Origin of the sequence: Gelidibacter salicanalis, assembly GCF_016469035.1 — a bacterium.
Lineage (GTDB): Bacteria > Bacteroidota > Bacteroidia > Flavobacteriales > Flavobacteriaceae > Gelidibacter > Gelidibacter salicanalis_A.
The window spans coordinates 1-19,417 of the sequence record NZ_JAEHJZ010000013.1; the positions used below are offsets into that span (position 1 = coordinate 1).

The following is a 19,417-nucleotide window of genomic DNA, read 5'->3' on the forward strand; positions in this document are numbered from 1 at the left end:
GCCCCTTTTTAAGGGTCGACTAATTACAATCATTGAAAAACCCAGATGAAAGTCTGGGTTTTCTTTAGAAATCATTTAAAGGTAAACGTTTTGTTATTCCTCATCTTTGATTTTTGCTGTTGTGCGCTTATGGCATTAACTCAAACAACTCAATATTTCTAAACTCAGTGGGATGACTCTCGCTTTGTAGGGATATATAACCTCCTTTAATGGTTTCGCCTATTCTATCTTTATAGGATGCATTATATTCATTCATATCAGCGCCACCATATTGTGGTTTTGAATACCGCAACACTTCTTTATCATCGATTTTATGGATAATTAAAGAATCGCTATAAACTTCAACTTCCAAATTGACCCATTGATCTCCATAATAAGTTTCAGAATTTGATTCGGTACAATGCTGTGTAATTAGCGTGCCATCAATGACTACGTTGGTACCCGGTGTACATAAATTTGCCGTGGACCTGCTTTGGCCTTCTGTAATTCCGCCCAGCATTTGAACCTCAATACTCAAGGGGAAGTTTTGGTCTTTTGCCATTTCTTTAGGGTCTTGACAATGAATCATGACGCCACTATTTCTGGTTGCCCAGCCAGCACCGTCCGAAATTTGATCTCCGGTAAAACGGTATTGAATTTTTAATCTATAATTGGAAAATGGAGTTTTATAAAAAAGATGACCAAAGGCGTCATTGAACTTGCCATCATAACCATCATAGGATACTTTAATGACACCATCCTCTACGCGAAAGGTATTATGAAGATTGTCGCCAAAATCGTAACCTTTAATTTTAGGGGTCCAACCGTCTAAATTCTTACCATTAAATAAGGATATCCAATTTTCCGTAACTTTTTCTTCAATATTAGCGTCAGGATTTTCAGCTTCGGGTTTTGATTTGCAGCTAACGGTTAATAAAACAACTAAAGCAATTAAAATCTGGTTGGTTCTTTTGTTCATGATGATTAGTTAAAGTGTTTTTATGGAATACTGATGCGTTATTGTTCAGAAACCGGTTTGGGACATACGACTAATGACATAGGACTAGATGACGTAGGAGAAAGGACAATAGCTTTTCATTCTAATATTATATTTTCACATAAATTGAACATCTAACGTCTAATCTCTTATTACGTCTTTTCATCTTAAGTCAATCTTTCAACCGTATCTCAAAGGTTATTAGATAACCATGCCGAAATTCTACAAAAAACCCTTGGGGAATGATACTTTTGATTTTAAAGGGACCAAGCTTTACCGCCGGTAGCTTTATCTAAAGAAATACATCCCTTTTGCTGACCTGGAATTGGATCATAAGCCAACACGTTCTTGCCAATCTCCTTGCTTGATCTATAGGCCCAAACCGATTGATCCCGTATCTTCATTAAGGTCTCAAAAACTATATTTTCCTGTTCGACATAGGCTAATCTTTCGGCTTTTGTGAGTCTTAAATATTTTGATAATATGGCATCAAATTTCTTCGTTTCTAAAGTGATGGGGTCCTCGTTTGGAATTCCCAATTCTTCAATTACAGCATCTAATCCCGTTCTGTAAATTTCTTTTTCTTCGTCGGTTGCCGTTTTGGAGGTATAGAGGTCAATAAACTTGGGTACATTAACATCTACCGCTCCTGGAGCATCCTTCGTTTTTGGTAAAATCAGGTCTACTAAATTATGTAATACATACGCTTGTTTTTCTGAAAAAAATAATGGAGTCCACTTTTCGGGTTGAGCTGTACAACTTTGAAGCATACTTAAAATTGTAGGCGTTGCAATTACATATCCTAAAGATAAACCCAAGTTTTTGAGTGCGTCTCTTCTGTTCATCATTACGCTTTATTTGATTTGAATTGTTCGACTGCATGTTGTGCTGCTCTGGCCGTTAAAGCCATATAAGTCAACGACGGATTTTGACAGCCCGCTGAGGTCATGCAAGCGCCATCTGTGACATATACATTAGGCACGCCATGCACTTGATTATTGGCATTAAGCACTGATGTTTTTGGGTCTCTACCCATACGTGCGGTACCCATTTCATGAATGCCTATGCCTGGTGCATGCCTGACATCATAGGTGGTAATCTCCTTAAAACCTGCCTTTTCCAGCATTTCGGCGGCTTGATTTTTGATGTCTTCACGCATGATCAGTTCATTTTCTTTCCATTCAGCATCAAAAGTAATCGTTGGTAAGCCCCAATCATCTAACTGTTCATAATCTAAAGTCATTTTGTTGTCATGATAAGGTAAGCATTCTCCAAAACCCATGATCCCCATACTCCATGGTCCCGGTGCTAAAATGGCCTCCTTAAATTTATCGCCATAGCCTATTTCCGCAACGTGCTCCGAGATTCCGTATCTGCCGCCACCACCTTGATAGCCATAGCCTCTTACAAAGTCTTTTCGTTCTGTCGCTTTATCCCCCAGATTTCTAAATCGTGGAATATAGACGCCGTTCGGGCGTCTTCCTTTATAATATTTATCATCGTAGCCATCTACTTTAGCGTGGGCACCTGCCCCTAAATGGTGATCCATAATGTTGTGCCCCAATTCACCCGAATCATTGCCCAAGCCATTTGGAAACCGCTCTGATTTGGATTGCATTAATATAGAAGCCGAGGCTATTGTAGAAGCACAACAAAAGATAATATCCGCACTAAAAATATAAGTTTCCTTAGTTTCAGTATCGATAACTTTAACACCAGTTGCTTTTTTTAGTGTATTGTCATAAATAATTTCATGCACAATGGAATGTGGCCTTAAAGTCATGTTGCCGGTGGCTTCAGCAGCTGGCAATGTTGAAGCATTACTGCTAAAATAGGCGCCGTAAGGACAACCTCTAATACATCTATTTCTAAATTGACAATTACTCCTGCCTTTATGGTCATGATCGCCCGTAATATGGGCAACCCTCCCAATAGTCATCAACCGATCTTCGTAGTTGCTGGCAAGTTTGGTTTTAAATTCTTCTTCGACACAATTCAACTCCATTGGCGGAGAAAAAATGCCATCTGGCAAATGCGGAATTCCGAGTGCTTCGCCACTAACTCCGATATATTTTTCTACATAATCATACCATGGGGCGAGATCATTGTAACGGATGGGCCAATCCACACCGTGGCCATCTTTAATATTGGCCGTAAAGTCTAAATCGCTTAATCGGTAGCTCTGACGCCCCCAAGTTAGAGATCGTCCTCCCACGTGGTACCCTCTCATCCAGTCGAAACGCTTGGTTTCATTATAAGGATGTTTAATATCATCCACAAACCAATGTTTGCTTTCTGCAGCGGTGGTGTAGCCTGTTCTGGCTTGTTTTTCTTGTCTTTTTTGCTCTTCTATTGTGGTGCCGCCACGCAATTCCGTGTCCCAAGGGTCATCGTGCATGGTAGGATATTCCCCGTGGTTTACCATTCGTCCTCTTTCGAGAACTAAGGTTTTTAATCCAGCCTCACATAGTTCTTTCGCCGCCCAGCCGCCGCTAACTCCTGTTCCAATGACTATAGCGTCGTAATGTTCTTTTACCATATTATACTTTCATTTTCATCCTATGATCGCCTATTCATATAGAAGGAATAATCATAATTAATTAAGCGTTGCATATTTTTAAAGTCTAAACTTAATCAATTTAGTAGTATTCTGACGAAACTTTAGTATTTTCATCATCCACTATTTTTTAAGAAATATTAAGATTGAACTAATTAAACCAAAATCATTATGATCAAAAAGATTTTTCTTCCCTTAATTTTATCTTTTCTTGTGACAACACTTGTCGTAGGATGTAAAGAAAATACAACAAAGTCTGACCAAGAGCAAGTTCCGACTGAGGACAAGGAACCGTTTTTTAAGTTATCACTAGCACAATGGTCCTTACACAGAGCCATTGGAAATAATGAATTGGATCCATTGGACTTTGCTGAAAAAGCAAAAGAAATGGGTTTTGAGGGGGTTGAATACGTATCGGGCTTATATACAAAAAAAATCGAATCTATGGGGATGAAAGCCCTTCTGGATACTTTAAAAGTGAAAAGTAATACTCATGGTGTTCAAAATGTATTGATTATGATAGATGGTGAAGGTGATTTGGCTGCATCCGATGGGAAAGAAAGAAATCAGGCCGTTGAAAATCATAAAAAATGGGTAGATGCTGCGCAATTTTTGGGCTGTCATTCCATACGTGTCAACTTATTCGGTTCTAAAGATGAGGAGGAATGGATTTTAAATGCCAGTCTAGGTTTGAAACAATTGGCAGAATACGGTAAATCTAAAGGCATTAATGTCATCGTTGAAAACCACGGAGGTTTTTCTTCAAATGCCGAACTCTTGTCTAGGGTAATTAAAAATATAGATATGGATAACTGTGGAACCTTGCCTGATTTTGGGAATTTTTGTATGAAACGTGAAGGTGCGGGGAATTGGGACGGCAAATGTGTTGATGAATATGATAAGTATAAAGGTGTAGAAGAAATGATGCCGTATGCTAAGGGGGTTAGTGCCAAGTCTTATGATTTTGACGCTGCCGGTAATGAAACGACACTTGACTATCCTCGACTTTTGAAAATTGTGAAAGATTCCGGATATACTGGATTTGTGGGTGTAGAATTTGAAGGAAGCACAATAAGTGAAGAAAAAGGAATTGAATTGACACGGGATTTATTATTGAAAATAGGAAAAGACCTCTCCAAATAAACACATCTTAACGCATTTAAACAGTCCAAATTATGAGCAAAACTAATAAAGATCATGCAATTTCCAGGAGGAAGTTTGTAAGCATGTCAATGGCGGCAACTGCGGCTTTTAGTATAGTACCTTCATTTGCGGTGAGTGGTCTAGGTCACGTGGCGCCAAGCGACAAGTTGAATATTGCAGGAATTGGAGTTGGCGGGATGGGACTAACTAACCTTAAAAATCTGTCATCACAGAACATCGTAGCACTTTGTGATGTGGATTGGAAATATGCAAGTGGTGCAGCTAACACATTCCCCAATGCGAAAAAATACTGGGATTGGCGTAAGATGTTTGACGAAATGGGCAAAGACATCGATGCTGTTGTTATCGCCACTGCTGACCATACCCACGCCATTATAGCTGCACATGCCATGACTATGGGCAAACATGTATTTCTACAAAAACCCTTGACCCATTCCGTTTATGAGTCGCGGTTATTGACAAAATTGGCAAAGAAACACAATGTTGCTACGCAAATGGGCAATCAAGGTGCTTCAGGTGAAGGCGTTGCAAAAACGTGCGAAATACTCTGGAGTGGCGCCATTGGCGATGTTAAAAGAGTGGAGTCTTTTACAGACCGTCCGATATGGCCACAAGGATTAAATACGCCTGAAAGAGGCGATTGGGTGCCACAAACTTTAGATTGGGACTTATTTACAGGTCCCGCTAAGATGAGACCTTACAATGAAGTGTACCACCCGTGGAACTGGCGTGGTTGGTGGGATTATGGTACGGGCGCCTTGGGCGATATGGCCTGTCATGTTTTGCATCCTGTATTTGAAGGACTTCAATTAGGATCTCCAAGTAAAGTTCAGGCGAGTTCGTCATTATTGTTAAGTGATTCTGCTCCGGTTTCTCAGGCCGTGAAATTGACGTTCCCAGAAAGAGCAGGTAGAAAAGGTAAAATGAATTTAGGCGAAGTAGATGTCCATTGGTACGATGGAGGTATCCAACCGATGTTGCCAGATAATTGGCCAGCAGGAAAAAATCCAAATAAAGAAGGAGGCGGGACTTTTTTCTATGGCACAAAAGACATACTCCATGTGGGCTGTTATGGTATAGAGCCTGAATTATTGTCGGGCAAAAAAATTGCTGCCCCAAAAACTGAACGACGTGTAGAAGAGGAGTTCGGATTGTCTTGGAGAAAAGGTGCACACGAAATGGATTGGGTGCGTGCATGTAAAGAAAATCCGGAAAACAGAAAACCTACAACGTCTGATTTTGCTGAGGCTGGGCCTTTTAATGAAATGGTCGTCATGGGTGTACTTGCGGTAAGACTTCAGGCATTAAATAAGATTTTAGAATGGGATGGAGAAAACATGAGGTTCACCAATATTGGGGCCAACGAAGAAATTAGAACGGTCATCAAAGACGGCTTTAAAATTAAAGAGGGACACCCCACTTTTGATAAAGATTGGACTGAGCCTATGAATGCGATTGCATATTCCCAGGAACTTATTAAACATACCTATAGAGAGGGTTGGTCGTTACCAGAAATGCCGTCTTAATCAAAAAAATTAAGGATTTAAATAATTTAAAAAGCAACATATAAATCTAAATCAGTAAAGCAATGAAAAAATTAAGTGCACTTGTAATTTTTAGTTTATTAGTAATGCCTCTGATTTCGGGCTGTAAGGAAAAGAATGAAAACGTTAAAGAAACAACCGAGGCCGAAGAGAAAACTATGATTGAAAATGAAGACCCTAACGATTGGATCGTTCTGTTTGATGGTACTTCTTCCGAAGGATGGCGAGGTTATAAAAAAGACCACTTTCCTGAAGCTTGGAAAATAGTGGATGGTACAATTCATTGCGTAGGATCAGGACGTGGCGAAGCAGGTAGTAAAGATGGTGGCGATATTATCTATGATAAAAAATTCAAAAATTTCACCTTGAGTTTAGAATGGAAAATATCTGAAGGAGGTAATTCAGGCATCTTTTATCTAGGACAGGAAGACCTTGATTATATCTGGAAAACGGCACCTGAGATGCAAGTTTTGGACAACAATAAGCATCCTGATGCAAAACTAGGTGTAGAGGGTAACAGGCAAGCGGGATCATTATATGATTTAATTCCTGCAAAACCCCAAAATGCAAAACCTGTAGGCGAATGGAACCAAGTGGAAATTACGGTTTACAATGGCACTGTTGTCCATAAACAAAATGGTGTCAATGTCGTGGAGTACCACTTATGGACTCCAGAATGGAACGCATTGGTTGCAGGAAGTAAATTCCCGAGCCTAAATAAAGATTGGGCAGAAGTTGCCAATGAAGGCTATATTGGTTTGCAAGATCATGGCGACGACGTTTGGTTTAAAAATATTAAGATTAAAGAATTGTAATCTTAGGTCTTTTTTAAAACCTAAGCACAACATTTCTAATTGAAATTCCTCGTGTCTCTGAATAAACCATTCTAAAGCACAAGGAATTTCTTTATAAACAACTATCAACATCATAGTAAACTATCAAAATCACAGTAAAAACATGAGAAAATTAAGGATGGGAATGATCGGCGGAGGCATCGGCTCTTTTATTGGTGATGTACACAGAAAAGCGGCAACCCTTGACGGCATGATAGAATTAGTATGCGGCGCATTCAGCAGCACCGCAGAAAAATCAAAAGCTTCGGGAAAAGAGCTTCTATTACCTGAAGACAGATGTTATGGCAGTTTTGAAGAAATGATTCTTAAAGAAAAGGAATTGCCTGAAAATATGCGTATCGATTTTGTGACGATTGTGACCCCAAACCATATGCACTTTGCGCCTGCAAAATTAGCTTTAGAAAATGGTTTTCATGTGGTGTGCGACAAACCGATGACCTTAACCGTGGATGAAGCAAGAGAATTGGAGAAATTAGTGAAATCGACCGGGCTTCTTTTTGCGCTGACCCATAATTATCCAGGAAGTCCAATGGTAAAACAAGCCAAAGCCATGGTTGATAATAGTGAGCTTGGACCTATCAGAAAAGTACAAGTCCAATATTTACAAGGCTGGATGGCTACTGCCGTGGAAGATTCAGGCAATAAACAAGCTTCTTGGCGTGTAGATCCTTCAAAATCCGGAGTTGGCGGAGCTTTGGGAGATATTGGTACCCACGCCCATAATTTGGTAGAGTATATTACAGGATTACAAATTAAAGAACTGGCTGCAGATTTAGGTAGATTAGGCAAAGGCCGTGTGCTGGATGATGATGGCAATATTTTGCTACGCTTGGAAAATGGGGCAAAAGGAACGATGTCTTTATCTCAAATTGCCGTAGGAGAAGAAAATAATTTATCTATTAGGGTCTATGGAGAGAAAGGTAGTTTGGAATGGCATCAAGAAAAGCCAAATGAACTGACGACAAGATGGTTGGACCGACCAAAAATAATTTTCACTCCAAACGGGAATTCGCTATCTCCAATTTCTTTAGCTGCGTCTCGAATTCCCGCTGGTCATCCCGAAGGTTATTTAGAAGCGTTTGCCAATGTCTATAAAAACTTTGCGACACACTTAAACGCATTGATGACAAAAACAGAAATTGAAACTCCAGATTACCCTACGGTGTCCGATGGTGTTAGAGGGGTGCAATTTATTCACGCTGCTGTTGAAAGTGACAAACACAATGCAGCTTGGGTTGGCTTGGATTAAGCGAAGCATTAGAAGGTGAAAAGATGTTCTTTAACACAGACAAACATTTGATATTGGTAAACTATAAGTCTGATGTGAGAATATTTGTTGTGTCTGTCGATAATCGGGCGCAGATTATGACCGTTGCAAGATGTTGTGTAATTTTGAAAAATTCCATATTTTTTTTCATGGAAGAATATACCGTTAACCCTTGGGAAAGGAAGTTCAGCACAGACCATTGGCGGGAGCAGATCAATAATCAAATAAATCGACCTATATAAAAAACGCACTCTCAGTATAACGGGACAGCTATGGCCAAAAAAGTAGAAAACTGAGTGAAAAAATTGAAAAACAGGAAAGGGGAACTACAAAACCTATCTTGGACTTCTAATCTGCAATGGTAAGGGATGCAAATACTCCCAAACTGGAAAAACCAAATCCTAAAAATCCACCTTAAATCCGATCAATCCCCATACTGGCTATCCGACCAGCACCGGTTCAGTCAACACGGCATTCATGTTGGGTCGTACCGACCACACGAATGCTTCTTAGTTATTAGCAAAAGTTTTTACTTTATAGCTATTACGGCACTTGATGGCCCAGTCAATGACATTACGGATGTTTGTGTAAAACCGCATTCCTTTGCCCAACCATTAAAATCTGCTGCGGAAAAGTCGAACCCTTCGGGGGTTTCTATATTCATATTTAATGACATCATTAGACCAAAAGCATTTTTACTTCTATTATCATCAATAATATTTTCAATAACGACCAATGCTCCGCCCTGTGGTAACGCATCATATGCTTTTTTGATGAGTGTTTTCTTTTCTTTTGTTCCCCAATCATGTAGTACATTTCCCATGGTAATGACATCAGCTTTAGGAAGGTCTTCGGTTAAAAAATCACCTGATTGTGCAGATACCCGATTACTTAATCCCATCATATTAATATTTTCTCTGGCAACAGGTTCTACCGGTGGCAGGTCAAATGTAATACAACGCATATGTTGATTATTCATGGCTACTTGTGCGGCAAGATATCCGCCCGCACCTCCTGCATCACAAAGTGTATGGTAATCGGTAAAATCAAACATTTTGGAAAACATCATAAAATTGCCCATTTGTATACCGCCCATGGCACTTAAAAATTCTTTTAACCTTAAATGATCCGCATATATTATTTCAAAAATGGGAGCATCACCTGTTTTGGTTTCATTTTGAGGTTTTCCGGTTTTTAGACCTTCTTCTAGATTATTCCAAAAAGGATATAAACGATTATTTGCCATTTCAAGCATTCCACCAATGTAGCTTGGTTTGTTCTTATCGAGAAATAGATCCGTATCCTCGGCATTACTGTAGATGGCAGTTTCCTTTATTCCTGTTCTTTTCAAAAAACCTAAAGCAACTAACGAATCTAAGAAATCATAAAGACCGCGGTGGTGTAGTCCTAATTTTTCTTTGATGGATTGCCCTGTTAAATCTGCTTTTGCCAGATGTGTGAACAACCCCATGTTTACTGCAGTCAGCATTGTTTTAGATGCGAAAAACCCCATGCCAATTTGCATTATTTTGGAAGGGTCTACTTGTACTTTTGTTAATGTTTCCATGATCGTATTGTTTTAAATGAATATCAAAGGACATTCATTTAGAACATAAAATCGTTGACCTACATCAAGACTTTTATGGAATTTCGGACTTTCTTAAACGGCAGAGTGCCTCTGGGGTGATTTGGAGAAATGATGCTATTTGTTTTTGTGAAATCCTCTGTTGAATTTTTGGATATTTTTCAAGCAATACTTTATAGCGGGTGCTGGCAGATTCAGATAATCCGGAAAGTTTTAATACTGAAGCCGTCGTTGCTGTTGAACGTAACTTATTCGTGTATTCTCTAAAGCACTGAGATTTCTCTAATAAATCTAAATGGTTCTTTGCCGTAATTGTTAGCAGCGTAGTGTCTTCTAGAAATTGTGTATTAATCAGTGTAGGCGTTTGGTTCACAAAACTACTCACATCACCAAGCCACCAATTTTCAAAACCAAACCCGGTATTCACTTCTTTCCCTTCAGTAGAAAGTATGTAATTTCTGTAACAACCTTCAATGACAAAACCGGCAAATTTGCAAATGTAGCCTTGCTTTAAGAAATGTTCTTTTTTCTCAAAAAGCTTTGGTGTAAAATATTCTTCTATAATTTGCTTCTTAATGCTGGTAGCTGGAACATTTTGTCTGATATGATCTAGTAGCTTATCGTACATTAGTTGTTACTCTATGATGTTTTATATGTTTGCTAATATGTGTATATATAACATAGAGTGACGTATATATTACCTATGCACCCCATGCTATTTCTGTTTGCCCTTCTCAAATGTACCCGATTCCTGTAAAGAATGCAAGGTCTATTTCTTATATTTCATTTCTCAAATGTATAAAATTTGAAATCCAAAATACCAGTCCCAACTTATTGGGGGGGTTGCATTAGCCCTAACTTTAAAATCAAACGATAAAAGTCAGGAATCGTAAATTCATACCACAAGCAAAGCACTTAACAAGTTATAGAACAAGAGCGTTCTATACCATTTGGCCACCCAAAAACAGCGCAACCTCCAAATATCCTTACCTTGACCCAACGTTTTACCCATAGACGGCAAATCAACCGGATGCGTCAACACAGTATTCAGCTCTGGCCAACTTAGCGAAGCGATCTCATGACCGAAGGGGGTAATCGGCGAGCCAAATACTTCTTAGTTGTTAGCAACAGGCTTTCCACGATTGTCTAATCATATTTCTTAATAAATCTATATAATTCCAGCCTATTTTTCTCGAAGCCAATAAGGTCAAACTATCTTGAGTTTCTCTATGTGGTCTTGATGGTCCAGTCATATTAGGTTTCATATTTAAATCGAACAAGAAATAATTTCCTTTTTCGTCTGCACGACAATCTATTCGTATTGGTGCTTTGATATTTAACAATTCGCTCGCTTTTTCACATTGTCTGTAAACTTCAATTATTTTTCTTGAATTTAGTTCGTTATTTTCGAGAACTGAACTATTTTTCATTATTGCTACAATTCCGTTATAAGGCGCGATTCCATCTTTGTGGTTAAATCTTTTTACAGCAGGAAGACACCAAGGATTTTTATAAATCTTTTCTTGATTGTCAATCAAATAATTACCAGATGGCATCACAGTAACCGTTATTTCTTGACCGCTTAAAAATTGTTCGACATATACTGTATTTCCATATTCGTTATTCAAGAATATTTCGTTTAGTTTGCCGTCCAATTCTTTTTGATTTCTGACCAATGAAACACCTTGACTTCCTCTTCCGCTTATTGGCTTAACCACTATCGGAAAATCGATATCCAATGAGTAATCGTTCAGATTTTCTATTGAAATTAATTTCGTTTTAGGAATAGGAATTTTATTTTTTCTTAAAAGTTCATTCGTGAAATATTTGTCATCGTAAATATCAACTTGACTTGGTAATTGTCCTATAAATTGAAAATCTCGGTCAAAGAAGTTTTCTATTTTGTGGTTTTTGTATAAAACTGTATTTAACCAAAATGTGTTTGCTCCTTTTTTTATTGCACTTTGAATTCCTTTTTTTGTGTCTGGAAATACCCAATGCAAATCATTTTCAATATCTGGATTCGTAACTGGTGTAACTATACCTATATCATTTTTTTTCAATTCGTAAGCGATATCTGCTCCGCTATCGGAATATCCACCTGGTTTCATTGGTTTTTGAATTCCTCCTTTAATTGGCGGAAGTTTTTCTTGGTATAGGATTGCTGTTGTTTGCACAATGTTTTTTTCAGCTTGTTGCTAACTCGTTATATGTGGAACTGTAGGCTTCCCCAATATACACATTTACACCTTTTATTTACCGGATAAGTAGAACTTCTGTTCCAATTATTCGTTTTTTACTTGGGCGAGAACAGCTGTACTCAAAAAAGTTTTATCTAAAAAAGAACGTTTCGCGCCAGTGCCACTTATGAGCGGAATGTTCAATAAGAAGTTTAGCTCATAGGACAAATTCAAAGTACCATGTGTTTTTTTACTAGACTTTGACTTGTCAGCCCCGCAGCGATGGGAAGCGTACGCGATGGAGAAGTGTGTTGGCCAGTTCGGGAACCAAGTTGATGCTTTTCGTGCAGAGAAAAATTATTAGTGGAAAGCACCAACAATGGCTAAATAAAACAAGAGCGTTCTATACGATTTGGCCACCCCAAAACAGCGCAACTTCCAAATATCCTTTCCTTGCCCCAACGTTTTACCCATAGACGGCAAACCAACCGGATGCGTCAACACAGTATTCGCTTGAGAATATTTTCTACAACTCGTCAACATTCTTTTGTAAATTTGATAAAGTTGTTTGTTATAATTATGGAGTTAATGCTTTCATAAGATTACGCAACTTTTTTTTAAAAAAATATACATTAGAGTTATTTATATGAATTTTCGTGCCATAAGCATCAATTTGATAATGAAAATAGGTAATCGCATCATCAGCCAATATGATGGGGGACTTAATCGGCCTATCATTTTAGATGTAAAATCAAGTTTTCCTAAGCTCTCTATAATAGAACAAAATTTTGATACTGTTAAAGCTGAATTTGAAATTGTAAATAAACATTTCGAAATCCCAGCTTACCATGAAGTAGAACAAAGAGCATATGCAATTTCTAATAGAGTTGAACCTAATTTAAAATGGAAGGTGTTTCTATTATATTATTCTGGAGAAATACCAGATCTTGCTAAAGAATTATGCCCTAAGACTTGTGCCTTGTTAAAGGGAATCCCCAATATCTATAAAGTCTTTTTTTCGGTGTTAGAGCCGGGTAAATCCATACCTGCACATCATGGTCCATATAGAGGTTATCTTAGGTACCATTTAGGGCTTAAAGTGCCAAAAACTTCACCTCCTTACATTAGAATAAAAGACCAAATTTATCATTGGAAAGAGAGAGAAAGTCTATTATTTGATGACACTTGGGAACACGAAGTAGTTAACAAGTCGAATCAAGAAAGGGTGGTGTTAATTATTGATATTTTACGTCCGTTACCTTTATTTCCAAGACATATAAACAGGTTTATCGGTAATTTTCTATTAAAAAAAGTACGTATAAAAAAAGTGCTTAAAGACGTCACAAAGCTAAATTTAAGTAGAAAAAAAATCTAAGCAACTATTTTGTATCTGACTAATAGAGATCTCCTTTCAGGATTAAAAAATATTATATCAATATGATTTTAGAGTGAAATTAAACACCCATCTTTTAAATAATATTACGCTTAGGTATAACTTGAGAGGCTTAACATTTAGCTTCTGTTTATATTTTATTGTAGGCTTATTAAAATACTCACTTATACTATAGTATTTATCAATCCCCTTACCTTTAAAATATTCATAGCTTTGATAACGTAAATAAGGAGCCAAATTTCTTCCCCTAAAATTTTCGAATGTATAGGTGTTATGTACGTAACTCTCTGAAGGTTTTAATACAAACTTCCTGCCTCTAAAAGAAAAATTTTGATGATTTATAAAAGAATAAACTGAGATTTTCTCTTCATACTTAATACCTAAACATGTATTACCATTTTTAAAATCATTCATTAAATCTTTATGGTCAATTCCTATGACATTATTCATAATAAATGTTATTTCCTCCACTCCGAAAACAGATAATTGATATTTGGATTTATCATCTCTAATTTGAGGTGGTTCTATATCGATTGAACCTATTTCCCAAAAATATGGCATAAAATCAAATCCAATTTTGGCCAATCTGTTGCGTATGCCATGACAAAAAAGCCCATTCTTGATAATATTAGAAATCCATCTAATTTTATACAATAAGTCTTTTTTCCCTACCTCCATTTAAAGTTAATTTATAATTACAACCGTAGCGAATATTGTAGATCCCATGTTGAAATATTATAAAGTGTTCTGGCTAACACATGTATAGACGCAACAAGTTGCGCCTATATTTATTATATGTTCCTATCAAACATATTACTTTTAAGGTTAGGATACAATTTAATCAAAGCGCTTTTTATTTTATGCTGCCAGCAAAAACAGAAGTGTGGCTTTTACTGCCAAAGATTATCGTAGGGCAGGAAAGAAAGTCAATTTGACCTTGTCGAGCCGGAAGTTTGTCAGACGCTTTGCCCTGCATGTACTGCCCAAGAGATTTACCAGGATACGGCATTATGGTATTTTGAGCAGCAGCTGGAAAAGGAGAAATTAAATAGGAGTACCTAAAAAATATTCTGCAAAGGCGGACTGGCCCAGCTATGCCTTAACTATAAAATTAATTGATAAAACCAGAGATTGTCAATTAAAACTGCTAACAAACCACGGAGAATGTTAGAAAATAATTGAACTCTATGCATTTGGACCAAATCGATCACAGCACAACCTCCAATTATCCTTCCCTTAACCCAACGTTTTATCCATAGAACGCCAAATCAACCGGATTCGTCAACACAGTATTCAGCTCTGGCCTACCCCGCTAAGGCGGGACAGGTGCGGCGAGCCGAATAGTTATTAGCCACTGGCTTTTCCTTTCAAATATGTTTCTGGTGTTAAAATAGCTAAATCACTCTTTTTAAAATCCTTTAGATTTCTAGTTAAAATAATCTTTATTTGTCCATTTTGCATTGCGGAAAAATTTTGTAATGCATCTTCAAAATCTTTGAATTCAGAGTTTAAAGCATCTAAAACAGCATTTTTATCCATTTTAATAATATCGATTATATTTAGAAGTTGTTTTATCTTCTCAACTATAATATCATGTTTTGCTGTTTTTCTAAGCAAATAGTAAACATTAGAAATTATCACAGGAGTTGTATATCCTTTTATTTCCTTTTCTGCGCAAAGATTTAAAATTCCTGCGGAATATTCTGCGAATGGTTTTCTATCAAAAAAGAAATCTAGTAATACATCTGTATCGATTAGAACTTTATCCATTTAAATATATTTTTTTTCCAATCGATTTTTAAGCTCTTTTTTATAATCCATATCTTTTGGCATTTTAAATGATCCTTTTAGAGATTCTACTGCTGGATTAAGTTTTTTATTTTTATTTTTTCGTTCCTCTTTGGTAAGTGTTTTTAAATAGTTTTCGATGATATCTGACAAACTCCGATTTTTTCCTTTCGCATAGTTTTTTGCTCTTTCAATTATTTCTCTTTCGATTGTTAATGTCAACTTTGTGTTCATAATAATGAGTTTAGGAGTTACTGCCCACAAAGTTACAAAATAATTTTCAAACACGTGTGAATATTTTTATTTTAACACGTGCAATTTAGCTTGTGGCCAACTCGTTATATGTGGAACAACATATACACATTTACACCATTTATTTGTCGGATAAGTGGAACTTCTGTTCCAATTATCCGTTTTTTATTGGGTGAGAACAGCTGTATACAAAGAAGTTTTAACTAAAAGATCCTTTCGCTTCAGGTTGCCATTTATGAGCGGAATGATCAATAAGAAGCTTAGCTCATAGGACGAATTCCAAGTACCATGTTTTTTTTTACTAGACTTTGATTGGGTCAGCTCCGAAGCTACGGAAACCTAGCTGGTGCTTATAGAGTAGAGAAAAATTGTTGGTGGAAAACACCAAAAATGGCTAAATTTTAGTCAACCTGATTTAGGAAAGTACAAACACAGATAGCATATGTATTCTCATTTTTTAATTTTGAAAAACAGTTGTTATAATTCGTCAGTGTCCTCGTAAAGTTTTGTCATTTCTGAAATGTCCTGAGGTTCCTTGGTGAATTCAATAGTATCCGCCAGCCATGATTCTACCAATATTTTACTTGTGGCATTACAAGCTTGCAAACCGTAGGAATATGGACGCAGACCACTAGTATGAGTGAAATTAATATCGTATAAATTATTATTGGCTTTGCCATTTTTGTCAATTGTACGGTAAGCTCCGTCAATATCTATGCCTGACAATTCCATTTTTTCAGCAGACTCTGAAGCGTGAAATCTTGCAGTGGCATTCCTGACCATTCCTTGCTTTACTAAGCTTGGAAATGGAAAATCGTCCAATTCCATTTTCTTTTCACCACCGCAGTTAATGAATAGTTTATAGTCAAGCTGTTTTTCTTTACCATCTTTCGGTTTTAAGGTGATTTTGGTTGTTGTTGATTCTGTATCTTTTTCATCGATAGTTACATATCCCTCTTTTAATTCTATACAATTGGCATCATACAGTGCTAAGAGAATTTCAGCCGATTGTAATGGCAGGGCCGCAATAACATTCATTAAAAATGCCATGATTTCTTTATGAAAAAACTGGTGATCTTCAGCTGGTAACAGTTCGGCGTGATAATTTAAGCTATACATGAGGTCATCCAACGTTTCCATCCAATGGATCGGGATATTTTTCTCAACGGATTGTCGTGCCTTGAGCATTTCAGTTTTCATCCCCTTAAAGGAATTGGTATGGTCATGTTTCTCGGACATCATCAGAATAAAGTCTTTAAAGCTGAATTCTTTATGTTGTAAATTCTCCCCCATTTCAGTCATCTTGTCTTTGGCAAACGCCGTGGTAAGCGCCTTGCGACAAAGCTGGTCAAAGTAATTTTCTAGATGTAAAAAACCATTTGAATCTATGAGCTTCAATAGTTGCTCACGATTAAAATGTCGATAAATTTCCCTTATAGGTTCTTGCTGCTCATATTGTAAATGTGGCAACCACCCTTCAGCAGAATGAAGGACAATTTTAAAATGAGGTGCAGCCTCAGATTTTATGAATTTGAGTTTATTATCTGATGTTATGAATTTTCCATGGCGATGTGAAAGTGATGTGACAACATCGAAAGCACTTAATGACGCACCTAGCGTTCCAATGGAGAAATCGAATAATTCGTCCCGCTTTGGTAAAATCTTGTGGATAGACCAGGGAGAAGCATAATATCCCTGCGTAGGTCTGTCAGCATCATTAAAACCATGTCCAGTTGCAATAATAACTGTAGAAAAGACTTGGTTACGTTGTTTGCTGTCCTTGACGCTAAATAAGTTGTCATCCACTGGTATGATGTCTACAACTTCACTATTGCAATGTTGGGTTATTTGAATGCCTTCCAATTTTAGCAAGTCGATAAGTTGTTCAAATTGAGTATGGAAATAGTGCCCCAAAGCCACGCGACTATAAACATCCTTTTCGTTTATATCTTTATGGTCAACGTTAAGTTCATTGAGAGTGGCAATTGATTGTTTTTGTAGCCAATCTGAAAACGATTCTTGCAACATCGGAATCTCTTCTGATGAAATGTTTGCGAGATTATAAACGTCTGTCATTATTGGACGGTAAGGCATGCCCATACCCGATAATTTTTCTTTCTCAAAAATGGTGATTTTTTTGATGTAGAGCTTTAGGGTATCTATTTGTGCATAAATATTTTTAAGAAGATAAATTGCCGATGGTCCGCTGCCAATAATGGCGAGGTTTTTTAATTGGTGCATTTTCAAATCAATTGATAGTTGTAAATATATGTGACGGGGGTCATATATTTTAACTCAAAAGAGAATAATGTAAACACTAAAAACCCATTTTAAATTCGTACTAAATTGTTGATCGAATTTCTATTGAAGTTTACTGAAGAATGGATTTGAATATCTTTTTTTAGCTCAACAAAAGACGTTCATACAAATGGCTGTAAATTTGCCTTTCCAATTGGCGTAACGTCCAGTTATTTTTTATCGTCCCGGCAATATAAAAAACCCTTTTATCTTGGCTATCAACACTTAATAACAACTTGTACTGGCTCCAGCTCAATTGTGCATACAGTGTCGGCACATTCTCAAATGTCCGGTAAAACTGGCGATAAAGGTTTATTTGTCTTACAGAAAAACCACTGCCAAATTCAGGTTGCAGTTGTTCTGAAAGATATTTGATAAGAAACATCCCATAATCCGCCCTGTCTTTTCCCTCCTGCTCTTCTTCAAAGATACGCTTGCCAATATGCCAGTACAGTAAGCTCATAGAGGTGTTTACAGCTAATCTCGGAATCAATCAAATAACAGTTCAGATAGTGTTTTCTATCTTTAAACCTTTCAAGCACACCTGACACACTGGGCTAGTAGGGTCCATTAGCGGTTTTTTAGTATGTAATAACTGCTTCTTCCCTTTTTAAACATAGTAATTAGTTCTATTTTCAACATTGTATTCAAAATTTCATAAGCTTTTGTGCTTTTAACATCAATCAAGTTTGTAGCTTCTCTACGAGTTATCTTTACATTTTCTATTAGAAATAATAGTGTCTTTTTATTCAAGGGATAATCGTTCGTAATAATTTATAACCGTTTCTCATCATTTTCATGAGTATGATCTTTTTCGGATTTAAGTTGTGATTTGACCAAATCAATCACAGCACAACTTCCAAATATCCTTCCCTTAACCCAACTTTTTACCCATAGATCGGCAAATCACCCGGATGCGCCAACACAGTATTCTGCTCTGGCCAACTTACTCATGACCGAAGGGAGTAATTGGCGAGCCGAATGCTTCTTAGTTATTAAGCATCGTTATTTTTTTCTATTAAAACTTTGAGTAGTTTTTTCGGATCCTGTCTGTTGTCCCAAAATGCAGTAACTATTATTTCTTTTTCAGTTGTTTTATAATAAATGCTGTAGTTTCCCAAAGAAGCTATTCGTACATTTTTAAAATCCGTTCTTTTGTATAATTCAGGCTTCTTAGCGATTTAATTTGTTCTATCACTAACTAATTTCAGTAACTTGATTGAATATTTATTGGACTTGTTTCTGATAACCCAATATTCCAGAATTCCTATGAATTGAATATCGGCCGTTCTAGTCCAAATTATATTGCGTTTAGCCATTCAAGATTTCGTTTATTCATAGCGTCTTGTGAAATCAGTTTTCCATTTTGGATATCCTTTTCACTCATTTCCAGCATTAGTTTTTGTTCATCAGTCAGTTCAACAATGTCTGATTCTGATTCACTTGATGAAATTAATTTATCTAGAGCTACTAAAAAATCTTTGTTTCTTATTGAAAGAATTTTGTCAATCAATCCGTTTCGTATTTTATCTACTGTTGCCATATTCTCAAATATATTA

Annotated in this window: 18 protein-coding genes and 1 pseudogene; 6 read left to right on the forward strand and 13 right to left on the reverse strand. The window is 36.9% G+C overall.

Going from position 1 to position 19,417, the window contains the following annotated elements; all coding sequences use genetic code 11:
* Positions 1-127: 127 nt before the first annotated feature.
* From JEM65_RS07235 to JEM65_RS07245, 3 genes are all read right to left on the reverse strand, one after another.
* On the reverse strand, positions 128-958 hold the full coding sequence (locus JEM65_RS07235; protein WP_199598281.1) for a 3-keto-disaccharide hydrolase: 831 nt from the start codon (positions 956-958) through the stop codon (positions 128-130).
* Positions 959-1,233: 275 nt separating this feature from the next.
* Positions 1,234-1,824, reverse strand: a complete 591-nt coding sequence (locus JEM65_RS07240) for a gluconate 2-dehydrogenase subunit 3 family protein (protein WP_199598282.1) — start codon at positions 1,822-1,824, stop codon at positions 1,234-1,236.
* The gene (locus JEM65_RS07245) at positions 1,824-3,515 is read right to left on the reverse strand and encodes a GMC oxidoreductase (RefSeq protein WP_199598283.1); all 1,692 of its coding nucleotides are present in this window, start codon (positions 3,513-3,515) and stop codon (positions 1,824-1,826) included. Before JEM65_RS07245 ends, JEM65_RS07240 begins: the two co-directional genes overlap by 1 nt.
* A 189-nt stretch (positions 3,516-3,704) precedes the next feature.
* Here JEM65_RS07245 and JEM65_RS07250 point away from each other — a divergent pair, with 189 nt between their 5' ends.
* The 4 genes from JEM65_RS07250 to JEM65_RS07265 all read left to right on the forward strand — a co-directional run bounded on the left by JEM65_RS07250 (position 3,705) and on the right by JEM65_RS07265 (position 8,344).
* Positions 3,705-4,676, forward strand: a complete 972-nt coding sequence (locus JEM65_RS07250) for a sugar phosphate isomerase/epimerase family protein (RefSeq protein WP_199598284.1) — start codon at positions 3,705-3,707, stop codon at positions 4,674-4,676.
* Positions 4,677-4,708: 32 nt separating this feature from the next.
* Entirely contained in the window at positions 4,709-6,223 is a 1,515-nt protein-coding gene (locus JEM65_RS07255; RefSeq protein WP_199598285.1) for a Gfo/Idh/MocA family oxidoreductase, read from the forward strand.
* A gap of 62 nt (positions 6,224-6,285) precedes the next feature.
* On the forward strand, positions 6,286-7,056 hold the full coding sequence (locus tag JEM65_RS07260; RefSeq protein ID WP_199598286.1) for a 3-keto-disaccharide hydrolase: 771 nt from the start codon (positions 6,286-6,288) through the stop codon (positions 7,054-7,056).
* Between the two features lie 142 nt (positions 7,057-7,198).
* Positions 7,199-8,344 carry a Gfo/Idh/MocA family protein gene (locus tag JEM65_RS07265; RefSeq protein WP_199598287.1) on the forward strand — a complete coding sequence of 382 codons (1,146 nt, stop codon included), beginning with the start codon at positions 7,199-7,201 and terminating at the stop codon, positions 8,342-8,344.
* Between the two features lie 547 nt (positions 8,345-8,891).
* Here JEM65_RS07265 and JEM65_RS07270 read toward each other — a convergent pair.
* From JEM65_RS07270 to JEM65_RS07285, 4 genes are all read right to left on the reverse strand, one after another.
* Positions 8,892-9,929: a methyltransferase gene (locus JEM65_RS07270; protein ID WP_199598288.1), complete on the reverse strand. Its 1,038-nt coding sequence runs from the start codon at positions 9,927-9,929 to the stop codon at positions 8,892-8,894.
* 73 nt (positions 9,930-10,002) lie between these two features.
* A complete protein-coding gene (locus JEM65_RS07275) occupies positions 10,003-10,575 on the reverse strand; it encodes a Crp/Fnr family transcriptional regulator (RefSeq protein ID WP_199598289.1) in 573 nt (190 codons plus the stop codon).
* A gap of 493 nt (positions 10,576-11,068) precedes the next feature.
* On the reverse strand, positions 11,069-12,124 hold the full coding sequence (locus JEM65_RS07280) for an ATP-grasp domain-containing protein (protein ID WP_307810550.1): 1,056 nt from the start codon (positions 12,122-12,124) through the stop codon (positions 11,069-11,071).
* A 363-nt stretch (positions 12,125-12,487) separates the two neighbouring features.
* Positions 12,488-12,670 carry a hypothetical protein gene (locus JEM65_RS07285; protein ID WP_199598290.1) on the reverse strand — a complete coding sequence of 61 codons (183 nt, stop codon included), beginning with the start codon at positions 12,668-12,670 and terminating at the stop codon, positions 12,488-12,490.
* A 136-nt stretch (positions 12,671-12,806) separates the two neighbouring features.
* On the opposite strand from JEM65_RS07285, the gene JEM65_RS07290 reads away from it, so the two are divergent.
* Complete coding sequence (locus JEM65_RS07290) at positions 12,807-13,502, forward strand: aspartyl/asparaginyl beta-hydroxylase domain-containing protein (protein WP_199598291.1); 696 nt, start codon at positions 12,807-12,809, stop codon at positions 13,500-13,502.
* A 57-nt stretch (positions 13,503-13,559) separates the two neighbouring features.
* Here JEM65_RS07290 and JEM65_RS07295 read toward each other — a convergent pair whose 3' ends face one another.
* The gene (locus JEM65_RS07295; RefSeq protein WP_199598292.1) at positions 13,560-14,198 is read right to left on the reverse strand and encodes a hypothetical protein; all 639 of its coding nucleotides are present in this window, start codon (positions 14,196-14,198) and stop codon (positions 13,560-13,562) included.
* A gap of 196 nt (positions 14,199-14,394) precedes the next feature.
* Between JEM65_RS07295 and JEM65_RS07300 the strand changes: the two are divergent.
* A pseudogene (locus tag JEM65_RS07300) lies at positions 14,395-14,559 on the forward strand (transposase); the annotation flags it as partial.
* 308 nt (positions 14,560-14,867) lie between these two features.
* On the opposite strand, the gene JEM65_RS07305 reads toward JEM65_RS07300, so the two are convergent.
* From JEM65_RS07305 to JEM65_RS07325, 5 genes are all read right to left on the reverse strand, one after another.
* Positions 14,868-15,290, reverse strand: coding sequence for a type II toxin-antitoxin system VapC family toxin (locus JEM65_RS07305; RefSeq protein ID WP_199598293.1), 423 nt, complete (start codon positions 15,288-15,290; stop codon positions 14,868-14,870).
* On the reverse strand, positions 15,291-15,542 hold the full coding sequence (locus JEM65_RS07310) for a DUF6364 family protein (protein WP_199598294.1): 252 nt from the start codon (positions 15,540-15,542) through the stop codon (positions 15,291-15,293).
* Positions 15,543-16,037: 495 nt separating this feature from the next.
* Positions 16,038-17,801, reverse strand: coding sequence for an FAD/NAD(P)-binding protein (locus tag JEM65_RS07315; RefSeq protein ID WP_199598295.1), 1,764 nt, complete (start codon positions 17,799-17,801; stop codon positions 16,038-16,040).
* Between the two features lie 160 nt (positions 17,802-17,961).
* Positions 17,962-18,351 carry a DUF1016 N-terminal domain-containing protein gene (locus tag JEM65_RS07320; protein WP_262895235.1) on the reverse strand — a complete coding sequence of 130 codons (390 nt, stop codon included), beginning with the start codon at positions 18,349-18,351 and terminating at the stop codon, positions 17,962-17,964.
* A gap of 807 nt (positions 18,352-19,158) precedes the next feature.
* Positions 19,159-19,417: hypothetical protein (locus JEM65_RS07325; RefSeq protein WP_233530563.1), on the reverse strand; the 259-nt coding region annotated here is incomplete at its 5' end.